Annotated in this window: 18 protein-coding genes and 1 riboswitch; of the genes, 6 read left to right on the forward strand and 12 right to left on the reverse strand. The window is 74.5% G+C overall.

Annotated elements, in window-relative coordinates:
• Positions 1–76 precede the first annotated feature (76 nt).
• The 3 genes from ACZ7JZ_RS01225 to ACZ7JZ_RS01235 all read right to left on the reverse strand — a co-directional run bounded on the left by ACZ7JZ_RS01225 (position 77) and on the right by ACZ7JZ_RS01235 (position 3,414).
• Positions 77–664: a 2'-5' RNA ligase family protein gene (locus tag ACZ7JZ_RS01225; RefSeq protein ID WP_470931901.1), complete on the reverse strand. Its 588-nt coding sequence runs from the start codon at positions 662–664 to the stop codon at positions 77–79.
• A 152-nt stretch (positions 665–816) separates the two neighbouring features.
• Positions 817–1,830 carry a tryptophan--tRNA ligase gene (trpS, locus tag ACZ7JZ_RS01230; protein ID WP_470931903.1) on the reverse strand — a complete coding sequence of 338 codons (1,014 nt, stop codon included), beginning with the start codon at positions 1,828–1,830 and terminating at the stop codon, positions 817–819.
• 318 nt (positions 1,831–2,148) lie between these two features.
• Positions 2,149–3,414 (reverse strand): serine hydroxymethyltransferase, encoded by a 1,266-nt coding sequence (locus ACZ7JZ_RS01235; protein WP_470931905.1) that lies wholly within the window; start codon positions 3,412–3,414, stop codon positions 2,149–2,151.
• Positions 3,415–3,449: 35 nt separating this feature from the next.
• Positions 3,450–3,541: riboswitch (ZMP/ZTP riboswitch) on the reverse strand.
• A gap of 106 nt (positions 3,542–3,647) precedes the next feature.
• On the opposite strand from ACZ7JZ_RS01235, the gene rocD reads away from it, so the two are divergent.
• On the forward strand, positions 3,648–4,874 hold the full coding sequence (rocD, locus tag ACZ7JZ_RS01240; protein WP_470931907.1) for an ornithine--oxo-acid transaminase: 1,227 nt from the start codon (positions 3,648–3,650) through the stop codon (positions 4,872–4,874).
• A gap of 33 nt (positions 4,875–4,907) precedes the next feature.
• On the opposite strand, the gene ACZ7JZ_RS01245 is transcribed toward rocD, so the two are convergent.
• Together ACZ7JZ_RS01245 and ACZ7JZ_RS01250 are read right to left on the reverse strand one after the other, a co-directional pair.
• Positions 4,908–6,098 carry a glutathionylspermidine synthase family protein gene (locus ACZ7JZ_RS01245; protein ID WP_470931909.1) on the reverse strand — a complete coding sequence of 397 codons (1,191 nt, stop codon included), beginning with the start codon at positions 6,096–6,098 and terminating at the stop codon, positions 4,908–4,910.
• 2 nt (positions 6,099–6,100) lie between these two features.
• Positions 6,101–6,343: a hypothetical protein gene (locus tag ACZ7JZ_RS01250; protein ID WP_470932433.1), complete on the reverse strand. Its 243-nt coding sequence runs from the start codon at positions 6,341–6,343 to the stop codon at positions 6,101–6,103.
• A gap of 248 nt (positions 6,344–6,591) precedes the next feature.
• Between ACZ7JZ_RS01250 and ACZ7JZ_RS01255 the strand changes: the two genes are divergently transcribed.
• The 3 genes from ACZ7JZ_RS01255 to ACZ7JZ_RS01265 are packed head-to-tail and all read left to right on the forward strand — an operon-like array spanning position 6,592 to position 10,964.
• Complete coding sequence (locus ACZ7JZ_RS01255) at positions 6,592–7,467, forward strand: DMT family protein (protein ID WP_470932435.1); 876 nt, start codon at positions 6,592–6,594, stop codon at positions 7,465–7,467.
• 52 nt (positions 7,468–7,519) lie between these two features.
• Positions 7,520–8,287 (forward strand): hypothetical protein, encoded by a 768-nt coding sequence (locus ACZ7JZ_RS01260; protein WP_470931911.1) that lies wholly within the window; start codon positions 7,520–7,522, stop codon positions 8,285–8,287.
• A gap of 52 nt (positions 8,288–8,339) precedes the next feature.
• On the forward strand, positions 8,340–10,964 hold the full coding sequence (locus ACZ7JZ_RS01265) for a VWA domain-containing protein (protein ID WP_470931913.1): 2,625 nt from the start codon (positions 8,340–8,342) through the stop codon (positions 10,962–10,964).
• 27 nt (positions 10,965–10,991) lie between these two features.
• Here the strand turns inward: ACZ7JZ_RS01265 and pdxR are convergent, their stop codons facing one another.
• Entirely contained in the window at positions 10,992–12,419 is a 1,428-nt protein-coding gene (gene pdxR, locus ACZ7JZ_RS01270; RefSeq protein WP_470931915.1) for a MocR-like pyridoxine biosynthesis transcription factor PdxR, read from the reverse strand.
• A gap of 47 nt (positions 12,420–12,466) precedes the next feature.
• Here pdxR and ACZ7JZ_RS01275 point away from each other — a divergent pair, with 47 nt between their 5' ends.
• Positions 12,467–12,982: a carboxymuconolactone decarboxylase family protein gene (locus ACZ7JZ_RS01275; protein WP_470931917.1), complete on the forward strand. Its 516-nt coding sequence runs from the start codon at positions 12,467–12,469 to the stop codon at positions 12,980–12,982.
• Between the two features lie 25 nt (positions 12,983–13,007).
• Here ACZ7JZ_RS01275 and ACZ7JZ_RS01280 read toward each other — a convergent pair whose 3' ends face one another.
• The 6 genes from ACZ7JZ_RS01280 to ACZ7JZ_RS01305 all read right to left on the reverse strand — a co-directional run bounded on the left by ACZ7JZ_RS01280 (position 13,008) and on the right by ACZ7JZ_RS01305 (position 19,181).
• A complete protein-coding gene (locus tag ACZ7JZ_RS01280) occupies positions 13,008–14,156 on the reverse strand; it encodes a serine/arginine repetitive matrix protein 2 (protein WP_470931919.1) in 1,149 nt (382 codons plus the stop codon).
• A 2-nt stretch (positions 14,157–14,158) separates the two neighbouring features.
• A complete protein-coding gene (locus ACZ7JZ_RS01285) occupies positions 14,159–14,578 on the reverse strand; it encodes a hypothetical protein (RefSeq protein WP_470931921.1) in 420 nt (139 codons plus the stop codon).
• Entirely contained in the window at positions 14,565–16,367 is a 1,803-nt protein-coding gene (locus ACZ7JZ_RS01290) for a hypothetical protein (protein WP_470931923.1), read from the reverse strand. Before ACZ7JZ_RS01290 ends, ACZ7JZ_RS01285 begins: the two co-directional genes overlap by 14 nt.
• 128 nt (positions 16,368–16,495) lie before the next feature.
• Positions 16,496–17,485, reverse strand: a complete 990-nt coding sequence (locus ACZ7JZ_RS01295; protein WP_470931925.1) for a malate dehydrogenase — start codon at positions 17,483–17,485, stop codon at positions 16,496–16,498.
• Between the two features lie 345 nt (positions 17,486–17,830).
• Positions 17,831–18,292, reverse strand: a complete 462-nt coding sequence (locus tag ACZ7JZ_RS01300; protein ID WP_470931927.1) for a DUF3017 domain-containing protein — start codon at positions 18,290–18,292, stop codon at positions 17,831–17,833.
• Positions 18,282–19,181, reverse strand: a complete 900-nt coding sequence (locus ACZ7JZ_RS01305) for a bifunctional methylenetetrahydrofolate dehydrogenase/methenyltetrahydrofolate cyclohydrolase (protein ID WP_470931929.1) — start codon at positions 19,179–19,181, stop codon at positions 18,282–18,284. Before ACZ7JZ_RS01305 ends, ACZ7JZ_RS01300 begins: the two co-directional genes overlap by 11 nt.
• A 238-nt stretch (positions 19,182–19,419) precedes the next feature.
• Between ACZ7JZ_RS01305 and ACZ7JZ_RS01310 the strand changes: the two genes are divergently transcribed.
• Positions 19,420–20,013, forward strand: coding sequence for an RDD family protein (locus tag ACZ7JZ_RS01310; protein WP_470931931.1), 594 nt, complete (start codon positions 19,420–19,422; stop codon positions 20,011–20,013).
• Positions 20,014–20,046 lie beyond the last annotated feature (33 nt).

Raw genomic sequence — 20,046 nt, forward strand, 5'->3', positions numbered from 1 at the left:
TGAGGAAGTCCGCAGCCGTCCGACCGTTCCGCACCCTGGTACTGCGGTCCCTCCGCTTCCGGGCCCGCCGGGCCCGTCAGGCCTGCTGCCTGGTCGGCTCGTCCAGGTGGGCCGGCACCTGCGCCGGCACCGCGGCCGGACCGGTCCCGAAAGGGTAGTCGCGCAGCTTGCGCCAGATCCCGTCCGCGCCCTGCTCGTAGAGGGCGAAGCCCTCGGAGGTCCACTCCGCCTCGAAGCCCGCCAGCTCCTCGTGGGCCAGGTCCATGGCCTCCTCGGAGATGCCGTGCGCCACCGTGACGTGCGGGTGGTACGGGAAGAGGAGCTCCCGCTGGAGGGGGCCCTGCGGGTCCCGGACCAGCTCCTGGAGCCGGGTGCAGCCCGCCCCGCCCTCGACGACCTTCACGAAGACCACCGGGGACAGCGGGCGGAAGCTGCCCGTCCCCGCCAGCCGCATCACGAAGGGCCGGGTGGCCGCGGCCACCCGGTCGAGGTGGGCCCGGATCGCGGGCAGCCGCTCGGGCGCCACCTCGGTGGGCGGTACGAGGGTCACGTGCGTGGGGATGCCGTGCGCGGCGGCGTCCCCGAAGCCGGCGCGCCGCTGCTGGAGCAGGCTGCCGTACGGCTCCGGGACCGCGATCGAAACGCCGAGCGTTACGGTCCCCACGGGTTCTCCTCAGTCGTCGGTGTGCGGGCCTCGGTACAGGCGGGTCGGTACGAGTGTGCTGCCGCCCAGTGTGGGGGCAGCACCCCCCTTACTGCCAGGGTCGCAGGTCCGCGGGTGTGGCTGCGCACCCGGCGGGCCCCGGCGGTGCCCCGTCAGCGCTTCGGGGGCAGGAAACCGATCCGCTCGTAGGCCTGTCCGAGGGTGTCGGAAGCGACCGCGCGGGCCTTCTGCGCGCCCTTGGCCAGCACGTTGTCCAGCTCCGCCGGGTCGTCCAGGTACTCCTGGGTGCGCTGCTTGAAGGGTGTGACGAACTCGACCATGACCTCGGCCAGGTCGGTCTTCAGTGCGCCGTAGCCCTTGCCCGCGTACTTCTCCTCCAGGACCGGGACGGCGGTGCCGGTCAGGGTGGAGTAGATGGTGAGGAGGTTGCTGACGCCGGGCTTCTTCTCGGTGTCGAAGCGGATCTCGGCCTCGGTGTCGGTCACCGCGCTCTTGATCTTCTTCTCGGTGACCTTGGGCTCGTCGAGGAGGTTGATCAGGCCCTTGGGCGTGGAGGCGGACTTCGACATCTTGATCGCCGGGTCCTGGAGGTCGTAGATCTTCGCGACCTCCTTGACGATGTGCGGCGCCGGGACGGTGAAGGTCTTGCCGAAGCGCTGGTTGAAGCGCTCCGCCAGGTCGCGGGTCAGCTCGATGTGCTGGCGCTGGTCCTCGCCCACCGGGACCGCGTCGGCCTGGTAGAGCAGGATGTCGGCGACCTGGAGGATCGGGTACGTGAACAGGCCGACGGTGGCGTTGTTCGCACCGGACTTCGCCGACTTGTCCTTGAACTGGGTCATCCGGCTGGCCTCGCCGAAACCGGTGATGCAGTTCATCACCCAGCCGAGCTGCGCGTGCTCGGGCACGTGGCTCTGGACGAAGAGGGTGCAGCGGTCCGGGTCCAGGCCGGCGGCCAGGAGCTGCGCCGCCGAGAGGCGGGTGTTCGCGCGCAGGGCCTCGGGCTCCTGCGGCATCGTGATCGCGTGCAGGTCGACGACCATGTAGAAGGCGTCGTGCGTTTCCTGCAGGGCGACGTACTGGCGAATCGCACCGAGGTAGTTCCCGAGGTGGAACGAACCGGAGGTGGGCTGGATACCGGAGAGCGCGCGGGGACGATCGAAGGCCATGCGCCCATTCTCTCAGGTACGGGGGCTGACTCCGGCCCCCGCTGGCCGGAACCCGGCGGGTCAGCGGGGCGGGTGAGGCGGGGATCACACCCCGCCCGCCGCGCGGGGGCGGGGGGCCCGCCAATAACCGGGCAGTAGCGGCGCGGCCGGAATGCGCCCCGGCCGAGCGACCGCTTTGACGACCGCCGCGGCGGGCTCTCCGGCGACCCCTCCGACGACTCTTCGAGGAGCGTTCCGGCCATCGCTCCCGCCGCAGCCCGGCCGCTGCCCGGACACCGCCCGGCCGCCGCCTCCCGCGGCAGCCGGGCGGCCGGCCCCTCAGTCCTGCGGCAGGCCCGGGGCCGGGTACGCGGCCATCAGCGCGGCGACCTCGGCGCGGACCGCGGCGAGGGCGCCCCCGTCCTCCTTGGCGGCGGCGGCCACCGCGCGGGCGATCCAGTCGGCCACGGCCGGCATGTGCTCGGCGGTGAGTCCGCGGGAGGTCAGCGAGGGGGTGCCGATGCGGATGCCGGACGGGTCGAACGGCTTGCGCGGGTCGTACGGCACGGTGTTGTAGTTGACGACGATGCCCGCCCGGTCCAGGGCCTTGGCCGCCACCTTGCCCGCGACCCCCTGCGCGGTGAGGTCGATCAGGATGAGGTGGTTGTCCGTACCGCCGGAGACCAGGTCGAAGCCCCGCTCCAGCAGGGCCGCGGCCAGCGCCCCGGCGTTGTCCACCACCGCGTGCGCGTACGTGCGGAAGGCGGGCTGCGCGGCCTCGTGCAGGGCCACCGCGATACCGGCCGTGGTCTGGTTGTGCGGGCCGCCCTGGAGGCCCGGGAAGACCGCCTTGTCGATGGCCTTCGCGTGCTCCGCGCGGCACATCAGCATGGCGCCCCGCGGGCCGCGCAGGGTCTTGTGGGTGGTCGTGGAGACCACGTCCACGTGCGGTACGGGCGAGGGGTGGGCCCCGCCCGCGATCAGGCCGGCGATGTGGGCCACGTCCGCGACGAGTACGGCGTCCACCTCGCGCGCGATCTCCGCGAAGGCGGGGAAGTCGATGGTGCGGGGCAGCGCGGTGCCGCCGCAGAAGATCACCTTGGGGCGCTCGGCGAGGGCCAGTTCGCGGACCTGGTCGAAGTCGATCAGCCCGGTGTCGGCGCGCACGCCGTACTGGACCCCGCGGAACCAGGAGCCGGTGGCGGAGACGCCCCAGCCGTGGGTGAGGTGGCCGCCCATGGGCAGGGCCATGCCCATGACGGTGTCGCCGGGCTTCGCGAAGGCCAGGTAGACGGCCAGGTTGGCCGGGGAGCCGGAGTACGGCTGGACGTTGGCGTGGTCGACGCCGAAGACGGCCCTGGCGCGGGCGACCGCCAGGGACTCGACCTGGTCGATGTTCTGCTGGCCCTCGTAGTAGCGGCGGCCGGGGTAGCCCTCGCTGTACTTGTTCTGCAGGACCGTGCCGGAGGCTTCGAGCACGGCGGCGGAGACGTAGTTCTCGCTGGGGATCAGGCGCAGGGTCTCGGCCTGCAGGGTCTCTTCGGCCCCGACGAGCGCGGCGAGCGCGGGGTCGGTGGCGGCGAGGGCGGGGTGGCGCGGGGTCATGGCGCGTCCTCCGGGGTCGTTGTCGATGCGTACCCCGCGACGGCCCAGGCGAGCGGCCCGCGAATGCGGTCGTGCGCGCGCGGCTCCCCCGGAGTTGTTTCCCCGTACGCCAGTCGCCGCGCGTGGTGCCACCCTAACGGGCGCGCCGGGCGGACAGGTTTCCCCGTCCACGATGCGAGCGACGATAGGAATTGACGCCACCCACGTCGCCGGCCAGGACGAACGGAGATCCCGTGTCGACTACAGCAGACGCCATCCGCTCCGCCGAGGCGCACAGCGCGCACAACTACCACCCCCTCCCCGTCGTGGTCGCCTCCGCCGAGGGCGCGTGGCTGACGGACGTCGAGGGCCGCAGGTACCTCGACATGCTGGCCGGCTACTCGGCCCTCAACTTCGGCCACGGCAACCGCCGCCTGGTCGAGGCCGCGAAGGCGCAGCTGGAGCGGGTCACGCTCACCTCCCGCGCCTTCCACCACGACCGCTTCGGCGAGTTCTGCGCCCGGCTGGCGCAGCTGTGCGGCAAGCAGGCGGTGCTGCCGATGAACACGGGCGCGGAGGCCGTGGAGACGGCGGTCAAGACGGCCCGCAAATGGGGCTACGAGGTCAAGGGGGTCCCGGACGGGCACGCCAAGATCGTGGTCGCGGCGAACAACTTCCACGGCCGTACGACCACCATCGTGTCCTTCTCCACGGACCACGAGGCCCGCGACCGCTTCGGCCCGTACACCCCGGGCTTCGAGATCGTCCCGTACGGGGACCTGACGGCCATGCGGGAGGCGCTGACCGCGCACACGGTCGCGGTGCTGATCGAGCCGGTGCAGGGCGAGGCGGGGGTGCTGGTGCCGCCGGCGGGCTACCTGGCCGGGGTGCGGGAGCTGACCCGGGAGCGGAACGTGCTCTTCATCGCGGACGAGATCCAGTCCGGGCTGGGCCGCACCGGGCGCACCTTCGCCTGCGACCACGAGGGCGTGGTGCCCGACGTGTACGTGCTGGGCAAGGCGCTGGGCGGCGGGATCGTGCCGGTGTCGGCCGTGGTGGCCGACTGGGACGTGCTCGGGGTGTTCAGACCGGGCGAGCACGGCTCCACCTTCGGCGGCAACCCGCTCGCGTGCGCGGTGGCGCTGGAGGTGGTCGCGATGCTGGAGACCGGCGAGTACCAGCAGCGCGCGGCGGAACTGGGCGACCACCTCCACCGGGAACTGGGCCTGCTCCTGCACACGCCCCCGGCGGCAGGCGCACCCGGCCCGGTCACGGCGGTGCGCGGCCGCGGCCTGTGGGCGGGCGTGGACATCGCCCCGGCCCACGGCACGGGCCGGCAGGTCTCGGAGAAGCTCATGGAACGCGGAGTCCTGGTCAAGGACACCCACGGCGCCACCATCCGCCTGGCCCCGCCCCTGGTCATCTCCAAGGAGGACCTGGACTGGGGCCTGACCCAGCTCCGGACGGTCCTGACCACCTGACCTCCGCCCTCCCGGCTCCGGGAGGGCGGCGGTTCAGAGGATGACGTGGGGGATGAAGCGGGCGTACTCGTCCGTGACCGGGCCCGCCGACTCGCGGATGCCGAGGCCTGCGGCCTCGTCCTCGACCACCCAGGCGCCGAGGACGACGTGGTTGCCGTCGAACTCGGGCAGGGTGGCGAGGGCCTGGTAGCAGCAGGGCTCGTCCTCCCGTACGGCGGGCGCGCTGCCCGCGGCGTGCAGGGTGACCCCGGCGCCCTCGCGCCCCAGGAGGGGTTTCGACACCCAGCCCGCGCCGTCCGCGGCGGCCAGTTCGCGCGGGCCGTCGAGGTAGGCGGGCAGCAGGTTGGGGTGGCTGGGGTAGAGCTCCCACAGCACGGCCAGCAGGGCCTTGTTGGACAGCAGCATCTTCCAGGCCGGTTCGATCCAGCAGGTGCTGCCGGAGCCGCCCCCGTTGTCGAGGGTGGCGAGGACCTGCGGGCCGAAGGCGTCGGTGGCCAGCCACTCCCACGGGTAGAGCTTGAAGCAGCTGCGGATGAAGCGGAGCCGCTCGTCCACGAACCGCCCGGTGATCCGGTCCCAGCCGATCTGCTGCACCGGCAGCGCGGCGGTGTCCAGGCCGGCCTGCTCCGCGGTCTCCCGCAGGTAGGCCACCGTCATCAGGTCCTCGCCGAGCTCGTCCGCGTCCGAGTGCGCGAAGTGGACGGGCCCCGGGGGCAGCAGGCGGGCCTGCCTGCGCCAGGCCTCCACGAGCCGCTCGTGCAGGGAGTTCCACTGGTCGGCGCCCGGGAAGCGCTCCTCCATCCAGAACCACTGCGGGCCGGCCGCCTCGACCAGCGAGGTCGGGGTGTCGGCGTTGTACTCCAGCAGCTTCGCCGGGCCCGTGCCGTCGTAGCGAAGGTCGAAGCGCCCGTAGAGGGAGGGCAGTTCGGCGCGGCGCTGCCAGGACTCGGTGACCAGCGCGGCGAGCAGCGGGTCGGTGATGCCGAGCTCGGCGAAGCGGTCCCGCTCGACGATGTGCGCGGCGGCCGCCAGGCACATCGCGTGCAGCTCCTCGACGACCTCCTCCAGCGCCTCCACCTCGGGCAGGCTGAAGGAGTAGTACGCGCTCTCGTCCCAGTACGGGCGCAGGGAGCCGTCGGGGTAGCGGGTGAGCGGGTAGATCAGGCCCTGCTCCTCGACGGTCTGCTGCCAGCCGGGGCGGGGCTCGATGGTGTGCCGGCGCACGCTCAGCCGCCGGAGGAGCCGGAGCCGGACTTGCCGATGCCGCCGCGGGTGACGGCCGACTTGTCGAAGCTGCCGCCGGAGATCTTGCCGTCGCGGACGGTGCCGCCGTAGTAGTACGTGCCGCTGCCGCCCTTCCTGCTGCAGTCGCGGTCCGGCAGCTTCTTCATGGTCTTGCGGTCGGCGCAGCGCCTGTCGGGCTCGCTGTCGGAGCCGCAGGCGACGAGGGTCGCGGCGAGCAGGCCCATGCCGCCGAGCACCACGGCGCCGGAGCGGAAGCGGCGCTTCGCGCTGCGGCGGCCCTCCGCGGGCCCGGCTGCGGCGCCCGCCGTCCCGTCCGTACCGCCCGCGGCCCGGGCCACCTGACCGGTCTGCTCCATGACTGTTCCTCCCCCGTACGCGCCGATGTCCGCCACCAGAGTAGGACCGGCCGCGGGGGCGGCGGAATCCGGCCGCCCGGATCTCTCTGGACTACAGTCGGTTCGTGCTGTTGGGGATGGTTTGCGCACTCGGTTCGGCGGTCTGCTTCGGCACGGCCTCGGTGCTCCAGGCCGTGGCCACCCGCGCGACCGGCCCCGGAACCGGCTCCGGCGTGGACGCCCGGCTGCTGCTGCGCGCCCTGCGGCAGTGGCGGTATCTGGCCGGACTGGCCCTGGACGGCTGCGGTTTCGTCCTCCAGATCATCGCCCTGCGCTCGCTGCCCATCTACGCCGTCGGGGCGGCCCTCGCCGCGAGCCTCGCCGTGACCGCGGTGGTCGCCGCCCGGCTGATGCGGGTGCGGCTCAGCGGGACGGAGTGGGCGGCCGTCGGGGTGGTCTGCGCGGGCCTCGGCATGCTGGCCCTCGCCGCGGGCGAGGAGGGCTCCGACCCCGCCCCGGAGGCCCTCCGGTGGGCCGTGCTCGGCTGCGCGGCGGCGGTCCTGCTGCTCGGCGCGGCCGCGGGCCGGCTCCCGGACGGGCCGCGCGCCCTGGTCCTGGGCCTGGGCTCCGGCACGGGCTTCGGCGTGGTCGAGGTCTCGGTCCGGCTGATCGACAGCCTGTCCCCCGCCCACCTGCTGGCCAACCCGGCGGCGTACGCGCTCCTGCTCGGCGGCGGCGCGGCCTTCCTCCTGCTCACCTCGGCCCTCCAGCGGGGCTCGGTGACCACGGCGACGGCGGGCATGGTCCTCGGCGAGACGGTCGGCCCGGCCCTGGTCGGCGTGGTCTGGCTGGGCGACCGCACCCGCGGGGGCCTGGGCTGGCTGGCCGTCACGGGCTTCGCGGTCGCGGTGGCGGGCGCCCTGGCGCTGGCGCGCTTCGGCGAACTGCCGCAGGAGCGGGCGGGCGTCGGGGCGGGGGACGCCGGACCTCCGGAGGCTTCCGGAAAGGCGTGAACTGCCCCCGAATTCCGGACAGAGCCCTGCCCAAGGTCCTACAGTCCGTGGCATGTTGGAGCTCTTCCAGATCCTCGGCGGCATCGCCGGATTCGGCGGCCTGGCCCTCTGCGTGTACTTCCTGATCTACCGCGACTTCGTCCGCGGCCTCATCCAGCAGCGCCTGTTCCGCACCCTGACGGCCGCCCAGGCCACCGGCCTCTTCGCGGGGGTCATCGTCCTGACCTTCGTCATCGCCGTCCTGGGCGTCTTCGCCACCGTGGGCGGCGGGGCGGCCTCGCAGCCCTTCCTGATCCTGGTCGGCATCGTGCTCGTGTTCATCCTGCTGGTGCTGCTGCTGGCCGGCCGCTACCTGGCCCCGGCGCGGGTGCCCGCCGCGGGCGGCGCCGGGCCCGCCGAGCGGCCCCTCGCGAAGGTCGAACGGCTGCTCGCCGCCAAGGAGCCGCAGCAGGCCGACCGGGCCCTGCGGGCCGCCGGTGCCGACCGCGAGTCCGAGGAGTACTGGTACTGGAAGGGCCGGATCGCCCTGGCCCAGGGCAACCCGGCCGCGGCCGCCGGGTACGCCGACGAGGCCCTGAAGATCGACGCCCGCAACCCGTACGGCCTCGCCCTCAAGATCCGGGTGCTGCTGGTCGGCAGCGACCCGGCCGACCTGGAGCGGGCGCGGGCGCTCGCCGCCGGGGCGGAGGGCGTCAGCACGGGCTTCGACTCCTGGCTGCGCAGCCTGCGGGCGGAGGGCATGTTCGCGGCCCGCGTCAGGACCGCCACCGACCTGGACGAGCGCTTCCCGCTGCCGACCCGGTACGGCCCGGCGGCCTGACCCGGCCGCCCCTCCCGGCGGCGGAACACCCACGGAATCGGAGAAGGTGCGCATGACGAACACCCCCGGCGGACCCGCGGCGGGCACCCCCGCGGTCCTGTACGTGCCCGAGCCGCTGCCGGACGACCCCGGCCCCTGGTACTGGGCCTCCGAGGAGGCCGTACGCCGGGCCCGCGCGGACGCACGGGCGCGGGGCCTGGACCTGGCACCCCGCACGGCCCGCGAACCCGGCGAAGTGGAGTCCCTGGCCGGGGATCCGGGGACGGTCATCGTGGTCCAGCCGCCCCTGCGGGACGGCTGGCTGCACGCCTGCGTACAACGCCCCGGCACCCTCCTGTCCGCACTGCTCGGCCTCGGCGCGAGCCTGCGGATCTGCGGCGGACCGGCTCAGGCCCCCTTACCCCGGCACGACGGCCTGGCCGCCGACGGCGCCGTACTGCTCGTCGGGAACCCCTACGCACCCGCCCCGGCGGACCCCGCCACCGCCCGGCGGCGCCTGGCGGAGTGCCGCGCCCAGACGCGGGCACCGGGCTGGGACCTCGACGTCCACGAGGTGGTCACGGACCTGCGGACCTTCGCCCGGTTCGCGGTACCGGCGCTCAGCGAGCGGTACCGGGCCACCACGGTCGTGGTCCACCCCGACCTGCTCCCGGCCCTCACGGACCTGCACGCGTACCCGCCCCGCACGCCCGACGCGTGGATCGCGCGCTGGCTGCTCCGCGGGTACGTGGTCCACTCCGCGGGCCCCGCGCCCGAGGGCAGCGACGGGCTGCTCAGCCTGACCCACGGGGACCGGCTGGACAGCCCGGCGCCGGAGAGGGTCCGGCTCTCCGAAACAGTGCCGCAGCCGAGCATGCAGGGCGCCGTTCGCCGCCGGGTGCAGGTCCGCGGCTTCGACAGGGAGGACGTCGGCTCCCCTGATTTCCACGTATCCGCGTCCCGGGTGCGGAGGCGGACGACCGGGTCCGGAGCCCAGCCCCGAGGCGCCGCCAACCGCCGGACCGCGGCCGGCACCCCGCGGGCGGCCGAGACCGGTCCCGGCCGCCCGCCCGGGCAGCCGCTCCCCCGCGACGGCCTGTTCATCCGGCGCAGTTCGGCCTTCGGCACCCGGTCCGTGCTCGGGGTCGGGGAGCTCATCGACCAGGGGATCCTGATCGGCCAGGAGCAGATCCGCTTCGACGACTTCGTCGCCTCGCGCAGCGACCAGGTGCCCGCCCCGGCCGCGGGCGAGGCCGTCGCCGTCAGCCACGGGTTCGTCCCCGTACCGGCCGACGCGAAGGCGCACCCGGAGACGACGCACTTCGTGGAGATCGCCCTCAAGGCGGCCGCGGGGCCCGGGGCCGGGTCTGCGGCCGGGGCCGCGACCGGCGGCACCGCCCCCGACCCGCTCCCCGTCAACTTCGTCTTCGTCGTGGACACCAGCATCTCCATGGCCGGGGAGAAGCTGGACACCGTGAAGACCTCCCTCCAGGAGATCTACGACCGGCTGCGCCCCGGGGACTCCCTCGGCATCGTCACCTTCGCCACCGACGTCTCCACCCTCCTCCAGGCCACCCGCAAGCAGGACCTGCCTCCGGAGCGGTTCGCCGCGGTCGTGGCGGGCATGACCGCGGGCGGCGGCACCGACATCAACCTCGGCCTCCAGTACGGCATCGCCGAGATCGCCCGGCGCGGGGGCGGCGGCCGCACGGTCAACCGCCTGTACCTCTTCTCCGACGGGGACCCCACCTCCGGCGAGCGCAGCTGGATCACCATCCGCAGCAACGCGGCCTCCCGGATGCGGGGGGACCTGGCCCTGTCCTGCTTCGGGTTCGGCGCGGACGCGCGGATGCCCGAGCTGTCCGCCCTCGCGGGGGCGGCCGGCGGCCACTCGACCTTCGTCACGCGGCCCGAGCAGGTGCGGGCGGGGCTGCTGGAGGACCTCGGGCGGCGCGACCACCTGGCCGCCGTCAACATCCAGCTGCGTCTGGACATCGACCCGGCGGTGACGGTCTGGCACCTGTACGGGCACGACCACGTGACCGATCCGGCCGAGCGGGCGCGGGTCTTCCAGGAGGCCGGGGACGCGGCGCGGACCGGGCTGCGGGAGTACGGCACGCGGTCCCTGCCCGACCTGGTCACCGGGGAGGAGGGCATCCGGATCTTCGCTCCGGACCTGGCCTTCGGGGAGACGTACTGGGTGGTGCTGGAGGTCCAGGTGCCGGAGGGTGCGGGGGCCGTGGGGACGGCCGCCGTGCAGTACGTGGACGCCGTGGCCCGGGACAACCGGTCCCGGACCCTCACGCTGTCCGAGGACCCGACGCTGTCCGCGGAGACGGTGACCGTGCACGCGGTCGGGCTGCGGACCAGCGAGGTGGTCTTCCATGCGCTGGACGACCTCTACGAGGACGACCGGGACGCGGCGGGGCGGCGGCTGGACCGGCACGGGCAGGTGCTGATGCGGGTGCACGGGGCGGTGCCGTGCGAGGAGTTCGTGGAGGACCGGGTGACGCTGGAGAAGCTGGGGATTCTGGCGGGGGCGCTGGGGACGCTGGCGTACGGGACGGATGACGCGGGTGCGGTGGGGGTTGCCGGGTACGCCGGGTCCGGAGCGGGACCCGGCCCCGCCGCACCGGCCGCCCACACGATCCGGGTGATGAACCGCTTCGGCCGCGTCCGCTCGGGCGTCACCTTCTGACCCCGGTTCCCGCTGCGCGGGGTGTGGTCACGGGGAGCCGTGTGGGGGGAGGCTCGCGCAGAGGGCGGTCAGGGTCGCGGCCCACGCACTGTCCGGCGGCGTGCCGAAGCCGATGACCAGGGCGTCGCGGGGCGGGAGCTCCGCGAGGGGGTGGCGGTAGGGGCCCAGCCCGCAGACCGTCAGGCCGCGCCCGGCTGCCGCCCGGACCGTCGCGTCCTCCCTCCCCCCGGGCAGGTCGAGGACCGCGTGGAGCCCGGCCGCCACCCCGGTGACCGCCACCGCCGGCGCCGCCGCGGCGACGGCCGCCACCAGCTGGTCCCGCCGCCTCCGGTACCGCAGCCGCATGGCCCGGACGTGCCGGTCGTACCCGCCGGAGGCGATGAACCGGGCCAGGGTGAGCTGCTCCAGCGCCGACGAGTACCGGTCCGCGCCCGCCAGTTCCGCCACCGCCTCGTCGACCGCGCCCGGCGGCAGCACCATCCATCCGATCCGCAGCCCGGGCGCCAGCGACTTGCTCGCCGTACCGAGGTACACGACCCGGTCGGGGTCCAGGCTCTGGAGGGCGCCGATCTGGCGCCGGTCGTAACGGAACTCCCCGTCGTAGTCGTCCTCCAGGATGAGCCCGCCCGTCTCCCGCGCCCACCGCAGGAGCCGTTCGCGCCGCGCGGGCGGCAGGGCCTCCCCGGTGGGGAACTGGTGGGCCGGGGTGAGGAGGACCGCGCCCGTGCCGGGCCCGGGCAGGTCTCCGGGCGGCACCGGCACGGTGCGCATCCCGGCCCGGTCCAGGACCGCCCGGTGCAGGTCGAGCATGTACGGGTCCACGCCGACCGCCCGTACCCCGCGCGCCTTCAGCATCCGGGCGGCCAGCGCCAGCCCGTGTCCGAAGCCCGCGCACATCACCATGTGCGCGGGGTCGGCGAACACCCCGCGGGCCCGGGCCAGGTACTCGGCGAGGACGGTGCGCAGTTCGGTGCGCCCGCGCGGGTCCCCGTACCCGAAGGCGTCGTACGGGGCCGCGGTGACGGCCTGCCGGGCGGCGGCCAGCCAGGCCGCGCGCGGAAAGCCGGAGAGGTCGGGGGTACCGGGGACCAGGCTGTACGCGGGCCCGCGGGCGACGGGGGTGCGGCGCGGCGGCGCGGGCCGGTCCGCGACCCGGGTGCCGGAGCCCTGGCGGGCCGTCAGCCAGCCCGCGGCGACCAGTTCGGCGTACGCGTCGGCGACGGTGTTGCGGGCCAGTCCGAGATCGGCGGCGAGCTGCCGGGAGGAGGGCAGCCGGGTCCCGGCGGCGAGGCGCCCGCCGCGCACGGCCTCCCGCAGCGCCGCGACCAGGGCGGCCCGTACCCCGCGGGTACCGGGTCCGGCGGGTCGGCGCGCGTCGGCGGCGGCTCCCGGTGGCCCACCGGCGGCCAGTTCCAGATGCAGGTCAGCGCCGAAAGTGGCCCACGTTTCCGTCACGGGAATGGACCATATCGCCCCGCCGGGCGGCTCGTACGGTGGGACGCATGACGACGACGACCACGCACGAGACCCCCGCCCCCGCCGACCGCGCCCCCGAGCAGCCGGCCCGGCTGAACTGGACCAGGTACGCCCCCGAGGCATTCAAGGCCATGCTGGCCCTGGAGAACGCCTCCAAGAAGCACCTGGACCCGTCCCTCGTCGAACTGGTCAAGATCCGCGCCTCGCAGCTCAACCACTGCGCGTACTGCCTGGACATGCACACGGCGGACGCGCTGGAGCACGGCGAGACCCCGCAGCGGATCGTGCAGCTGGCGGCCTGGGAGGAGTCCCGGCACTTCTACACCGAGCGGGAGCTCGCGGCCCTCGAACTGACCGACGCGGTGACGGTCCTGACGGACGGCTTCGTGCCGGACGGGGTCTTCGAGCGGGCGGCCGGCCAGTTCGACGAGCGGGAACTGTCCCACCTGCTCGCGGTGATCGCCACCATCAACGCCTGGAACCGCTTCGGAGTCGCCTGCCGCCTGGTGCCGGGGCACTACACGCCGGGCATGTACGCGTAACACCCGCCTCCCGCCCCCGCCTGCCTCAGGGCTTGGTGAAGGATCCGACGGCCGCGGCCAGCACCTCCTGCTGGCGCGGCCATTCGGCGGCCGGGGCCCGGACCAGCACGGCGTACTTCTCCCCGCCGGGGGTCACGAACACCCGCTCCACGCCGCGCCGCCGGACACCGGTGTCCCTGCCGTCGTACTCGTAGACGAGCTCGGCGGCGGGCCGGCCGCCGGCCGCGGCGGGCAGTTCGCGGACGGACACCTCGGTGTAGCCCGGGTTCGGGGACAGGGTCCGGGAGGCCCCGCGGACCGCCTCCAGCGGGCTCATCCCGGCCTCGTCCACGCGGAAGACCTGGAGCAGGGACTCCCGGTCGGCGGACCGGAAGAACACCCCGGTCGGCTCCCTGCTGCGCTCCCACTGCTCCGGGACGGCGAGGGTGAAGCCCTCGGGGTCCCGGGCCAGCCGGAACCCGGCCGGGAGGACCGGGACGCCCGCGGAGGGCGCGGCGGAGGCGGGTGCGGAGGGCGCGGCGGCGGCCGGGTCCCCGGACGGGGCCGCCGGGTCTTCGCCCGGCCGGGCACCGGCCGTCCCCCCGGTCGCCGCCGGGGCCGGGGCCGCCTGCCCGGCGGGCTCCCCGTCGCCGCGCTGCACGAGCCACACGGCAGCCGCCCCGCCCAGCAGGGCCGCGACCGCCACGGTCGCCAGCACCGGGGTGAACCGTGCCCCCTTCCGCGCGGGCGGCGAGGGCGGCGGAGGCAGGGGCTGCGGGTAGGGGGACCCCGCGGGCCGGTACGGGCCCGGGCCGGGGGCGATCGGCGGCAGCGGGGGCACGGGCGGCAGCCCGGACGGTACGCCGGGGGCAGCGGGCACGGGGGCAGCGGCCTGAGCGGGGCCGGGCGCCGGCTCGGGGTACGGGAGCCGCGAGGCCTCCGCAGTCGCCGCGGTCTCCGCGGGTGCCGATGCCTGTGCTGCCTGCGCCGGGCGGGGCTGGGGCAGCGGGGGGAGCGGGGGCAGGACGGGCAGGGGCGTGTCCTGCCGGAAGCCGAGGGCCGGGGCGCTCGCCTCCGGCCCCGGCGCCGCCTCCGGCTTCGGCCCCGGCTCCGGCTTCGGCCCCGGCTCCGTGTCCCAGCTCTGCGTGGCCGGGTTCCAGCGGGGGACCCCGGCGCCGCCCCGGCTCGCGGCCACGGTCAGCTCCCGAGGAGGGTCGCGAGGGCGGCCGTCACCGCGGCCCCCGAGGCGAGGAACTCCGCCACCGGGCCGGCCTCGGCCAGGGCGGTGCGCAGCCGGGCCAGCCGGCCGGGTGCGGCGGCGCCCTCGTCCTCGATCTCCTCGGCCGTACCGGCGAGTTCCGCCTCCAGCGCCTCCGTGCCCGCCGTCCGGTTGACCCGCGCGAGGTCGGTGCGCAGGTCCCGTACGGCGGCGAGCAGGGCCAGCTGGTGCGGGTCGGGGGCGGGTGCGGCGGCCGGGCCCGTGTTCACGTGGTTGACGGCGGAGCCGCCCTGTCCGAAGTTCACGGCGCCGCCGGAGATGCCTCCGACGTGGAAGACGGGCCCGGGCCCGTTCTCCCCCGCCGCCCCCTGCTGGTTCCCGCTGCTACTTGCCGCCACCGGCTCCCCCGTTCATCGGTCCGCCCTGCTGGTTGGTCACGTTCCTCGCGGAGCCGCCCTGTCCGAAGTTGACGGCGCCGCCGGAGACCTCGCCGACGTACGCCGAACCCGCCCCCATGTTGATGATCTTCTGCTCGAACTCGCCGGTCTGCCAGCCGTTCTGGTGGAGCGCCGTCTTCACCCCGCTCTGGATGCGGTCCTCGATGGTCTTGAGGTACCGGTCCACGTCCATGCTCTGGAAGAGGGACGCGTCGTCGGTGGAGCCGAGTTCCCGTACGGAGGCCGCGGGGCCGGCGGGCCGGGCGCCGCCGTTGCCCTCGACCAGGATCCGCCAGCTGCTGACCAGTCCGCGGCCGAGGGTGGCGAAGGCGCCGCCGAGGGCGCGCGGGGCGTGGGTGAGGGCCCAGACGGCCTTGCCGACGTGGTTGTTGTGCAGGAAGCGGTACGCCTGTTCGTCGGCGTCCTGGAAGGCCTCGCGCACGGGCGGCAGCACGTGCGGGGCCACCTCCAGCATGAGCATCCCGCCCTGGGTGTGGACCCGGACGAAGACGGTGACGACGATCTCCTCGTCCCAGCCGCCGACCCGGATCCGCAGGAAGTGCCGCCGCTTCTCGCCGCCCTCCTCGACGGACTCGCCGCGGTGGCGGGCGAAGTCCTCGGCGGTGAAGGGCACGGCGTCCCGGTGCGGGAGGCCGCGGGCGGGCAGGAAGACGCACTCGTCGACGGCCAGTTCGCGCAGCCGGTCCGCCACCGCCTCGGCGGCCTGCGGGGAGCCGTGCGGGGAGGGCACCCGCAGCCGCTCCAGCAGCGGCAGGACCTGGCGGAGGATCTCGGCGTTGTCGACGGCCTTCGCGCCGGTGCCGGCCGGCAGGTCGGTGCGGGGGACCAGTTCGACGGCGAGGTTCCAGGTCCGGTAGGCCAGGCCCGCCCCGCAGAAGGGGTCGTGGACGTCGTACATGACCAGCGGCCAGTGCTGTTCGGCGCGGATGCGGGTGCGGGCGCGGGCGAACCGGGCGCCCGCGGCCTTCTCGGCCGGGTCCGCGGACAGGTCCGGGTAGCGCTGCGGGGACAGCTCGGCGGTCAGCACCCGCGCGAACTGGCCGCGCTGGAGCCACTTCAGGGCGGCGACGCCGGTGAAGAGGACCAGGACGCCCCAGGCCGTGCCCCTCGGGAGGCCGCCGCCGTCCTGCGGCAGCAGCAGCCCGCCGGCCAGGTCGAAGAGGTCGTCGCCGGAGCCGTACGGCTCCCCGGACCAGCCCGGGGAGCCGTCCCCGTAGCCGTACCCGTCCCCGTCCGAGCCGCCCGCGAAGCCCGCGAGGAGCAGTCCGGCGAGGACGAGGAGGAGGAGCAGCCGGGACCACAGCCGCAGCAGGAGGACCGGGAGCCGGATCCAGGCGGCGGCCCTGCGGGTGCGGTCGGTGAGCCAGCCGGCGAGGCTGAGCCACAGGCAGGGGCCGAGGAGCAGCAGGAAGACGTAGTCCGTGACGAGGGCGGCGAAGACCCACAGGGCGACGACGGCCGCGGCCCACAGCAGTTCGAAACGGCGGGCGCGCAGCGCGTGCGCGAGGACGCGGGCGGCGTCGAAGCCGTAGGAGGGGGCGGCGATGCGCTCCTCGTGGACGTACAGCTCGTCGATGACGCGGTCGCGGTACGCACCGTCGAGGTACGTGCCCGCGCACAGCAGGCGGCCCGCCTCGCTGGCGGCCGGGTGGACGGGCGTCCGGCCGGGGCGCGGCCGGGGGTCGTCCCAGGCGCTGCTGGGCTGAGGGGGAACGGCACTCTGGGTCACCGTCGGCACCTTAGAGCGACGGGGTGGGGGCCGACAGTCGTATTCGCGCCAAAGCGCCCCGGCGAGGTTTACCGGGGCGCTTCGGGTGGTTCAGCAGGGTGCGGCGGCCGGGTGGGCCGCTGCGGGGGTCAGAGCAGGCCGAGCTCGCGGACCGCGTCGCGCTCCTCGGAGAGCTCCTGCACCGAGGCGTCGATGCGGGTGCGGGAGAACTCGTTGATGTCGAGGCCCTGGACGATCTCGTACTTGCCGTCGGTGCAGGTGACGGGGAAGGAGGAGATGAGGCCCTCCGGGACGCCGTAGGAGCCGTCCGAGGGGATGCCCATGGAGGTCCAGTCGCCCGCGGCGGTGCCGTTGACCCAGGTGTGGACGTGGTCGATGGCGGCGTTGGCGGCCGAGGCGGCCGAGGAGGCGCCACGGGCCTCGATGATCGCGGCGCCGCGCTTGGCGACGGTCGGGATGAAGGTGTCGGCCAGCCACTGCTCGTCGTTGACGACCTCGGCGGCGTTCTTGCCGGCGATCTCCGCGTGGAAGATGTCCGGGTACTGGGTGGCCGAGTGGTTGCCCCAGATCGTCAGGCGCTTGATGTCGGAGACGGCGGCGCCGGTCTTGGCGGCCAGCTGCGAGATCGCGCGGTTGTGGTCCAGGCGGGTCATCGCGGTGAAGCGCTCGGCCGGTACGTCCGGGGCGGCGGCCTGGGCGATCAGGGCGTTGGTGTTGGCCGGGTTGCCGACGACGAGGACCTTGATGTCGTCCGCGGCGTTGTCGTTGATGGCCTTGCCCTGCGGCTTGAAGATGCCGCCGTTGGCGGAGAGCAGGTCGCCGCGCTCCATGCCGGCCGTACGCGGGCGGGCGCCGACCAGGAGGGCGACGTTGGCGCCGTCGAAGGCCTTGTTGGCGTCGTCGGTGATCTCGATGCCGCGGAGCAGCGGGAAGGCGCAGTCGTCGAGCTCCATGGCGGTGCCCTCGGCGGCCTTCAGGCCCTGCGGGATCTCCAGGAGGCGCAGGTTGACCGGCACGTCCGCGCCGAGCAGGTGACCGGAGGCGATGCGGAAGAGCAGCGCGTAGCCGATCTGGCCGGCGGCGCCGGTGACGGTGACATTCACGGGAGTGCGGGTCATGGCCTTCTCCGTTAGACAGCTGGCGGTGGGGGCGGCTCCGCCCCGGTGCTGGGGGACGCCGCTTCGCCGTGAATCTTGATGTGAAGAGACATCCGCGGTCAGGCTATCCGACCCGGACTCCGGCGAATCCCCACCCCCGTGTGGTCCGGCGCACACGGCGGCCGTCCGGGCGGCCCGGATTCGAAGGCGGGGCGCTGCCCCGGCCACCGGAACGGGTGGCCGGGACGGGTCCGGACGGCGGAAACCCACCCGTACGGCGGCCGGAACCGGACGCGGTACGGAGGGGGGCCGGACGCGGCGCGGCCGGGAAGGCGGCCGGGAAGGCGCCGGGGACGGCCGGTCGCGTCAGCGGACGGTGATGCGGACCGCTTCCTCCAGGAAGGGCAGGTTCAGCAAGGGCTTCGGCTCCGCGGCCAGGGCCAGCAGCGTGATGGTCACGCCCAGCAGCCCGTACGTGACCATGTCCGTGAACCGGGACCGCACCGCGAGCATGCCCACCGAGGGCACCACCCGGCGCAGCACGGCCGCCGCGATCAGGGCCGCTCCGATGATCACGCAGCCGATCCGGAACTGGTCGAAGGCCGTGACGAGCAGCCCGGCCGCCGTGGCGGACAGCACCGCGAGCATCGGCCACTGGCGGGCCGGGGCCGGGGCGTCCCCGGGCGCGGCGCGGCCGCCGCCCTCGGGGCGGGCGGTGTCGCGGGTGATGGAGGGGAAGCGCCGGGAGCGCCTGGGCTCGGGCTCCGGGCCGGGGCCCGGCCCGGCCGCTGAGCCGCCCGGACCGCCCGTACCGCGCTCAGCCAACACGGGGTCCGCCCTGCGCCTCCGGTGCGGCGGCCGCCTGCGCCGCATCCCGCTCGGCCGCCTCGACCACGTTCACGAGCAGCTGGGCCCGGGTCATCGGGCCGACTCCGCCCGGGTTCGGGGAGAGCCAGCCGGCCACCTCGGCGACCCCGGGGTGCACGTCCCCGACGATCTTGCCCTCGTCGTTGCGGCTGACGCCCACGTCGAGCACGGCCGCGCCCGGCTTCACGTCCTCCGGCCGGACCAGGTGCGGGACGCCCGCCGCCGCCACGATGATGTCGGCCGTCCGCAGGTGGGCTGGGAGGTCGCGGGTGCCGGTGTGGCAGAGGGTCACGGTGGCGTTCTCGGACTTGCGGGTGAGGAGGAGTCCGATGGAGCGTCCGACGGTGATGCCCCGTCCGACGACGACCACGTGCGCACCCTTGATCTCCACGCCGTGGTGGCGCAGCAGTTCGACGATCCCGTACGGGGTGCAGGGCAGCGGTCCGGGCTCGTTGAGGACCAGGCGGCCCAGGGACGTCGGGTGCAGCCCGTCCGCGTCCTTCGCCGGATCCATCAGCTCCAGCACGCGGTTGGTGTCGATGCCCTTGGGGAGCGGCAGTTGGACGATGTACCCCGTGCACTCGGGGTTCCCGTTGAGTTCACGTACGACCGCTTCGATGTCCTCCTGCGTGGCCGTGGCGGGCAGTTCGCGCTGGATGGATGCGATGCCCACTTCGGCACAGTCCCGGTGCTTGCCGTTGACGTACCAGCGGCTGCCCGGGTCGTCGCCGACCAGGAGGGTTCCCAGGCCGGGGGTGACGCCCCGTTCCCTGAGCGCCGCCACGCGGGCGGTCAGTGCGGACTTGACGGCCGCGGCCGTTGCCTTGCCATCGAGAATCTGGGCGGTCATGACCCCCATCCTCCCGGATGAGGGCACCCCGGTTCCAGTTGGTGGCGCACAGCGGTCGCGGAGGTTGCACTTGCACAACGGGTCCTGCACCCGGCTGGACAAGAACGGCGCCGCCGGACCACGATGGCCGAACTTAGTAGTACCGCGGGCAGTGCCGGGGGGCGGACCGCTCAGTTCGTTTAGTTCCTCCACACGGGCCGCGCGTCCCCGCACTTCCATTTCGGAGGAACACCCCAAGATGAGCTTCGGCGACCCGAACAACCCGTACGGCCAGCCCCAGCAGCCCCAGCAGGGCCAGCCCGGTTACGGCTACCCGCAGCAGGCCCCCCAGGGCGTCCCGCAGCAGGGCGGCTACGGCTACCCCGCCCCGGGCCAGCAGGCCTACCCGGCCGCCCCCGGCTACCCCAACCAGGCCGCCGTCCAGCAGCAGTACGCCGGCTGGGGCTCCCGCTTCGTCGCGCGCATCATCGACGGCCTGCTGATCGCCGTGGTGCCCCTCATCCTGATGTTCACGGGCGGCATCGACCCGGAGACCGGCGAGATCGGCGCCCTGTACTGGGTCGGCATCCTGCTCCTCTTCGGCGGCCAGATCTTCCTGGCCTACATGCTCGGCACCACCGGCCAGACCCCCGGCCGCAAGGCCGTCAGCATCCAGGTGCTGAAGGAGTCCACGGGCCGCCCGATCGGCTTCGGCATGGCCTTCGTCCGCTTCATCCTGGACTTCATCAACGGCCTCCCCTGCTACCTCGGCTACCTGTGGCCGGCGTGGGACGCGAAGAAGCAGACCTTCACCGACAAGATCGTCGGCAGCGTCGTCGTCAAGAAGTTCTGACGGCAGGACGCCGCAACGGCCGAAGGCCCTGCT

The sequence above is a fragment of the Streptomyces sp. NPDC038213 genome (assembly GCF_055600495.1).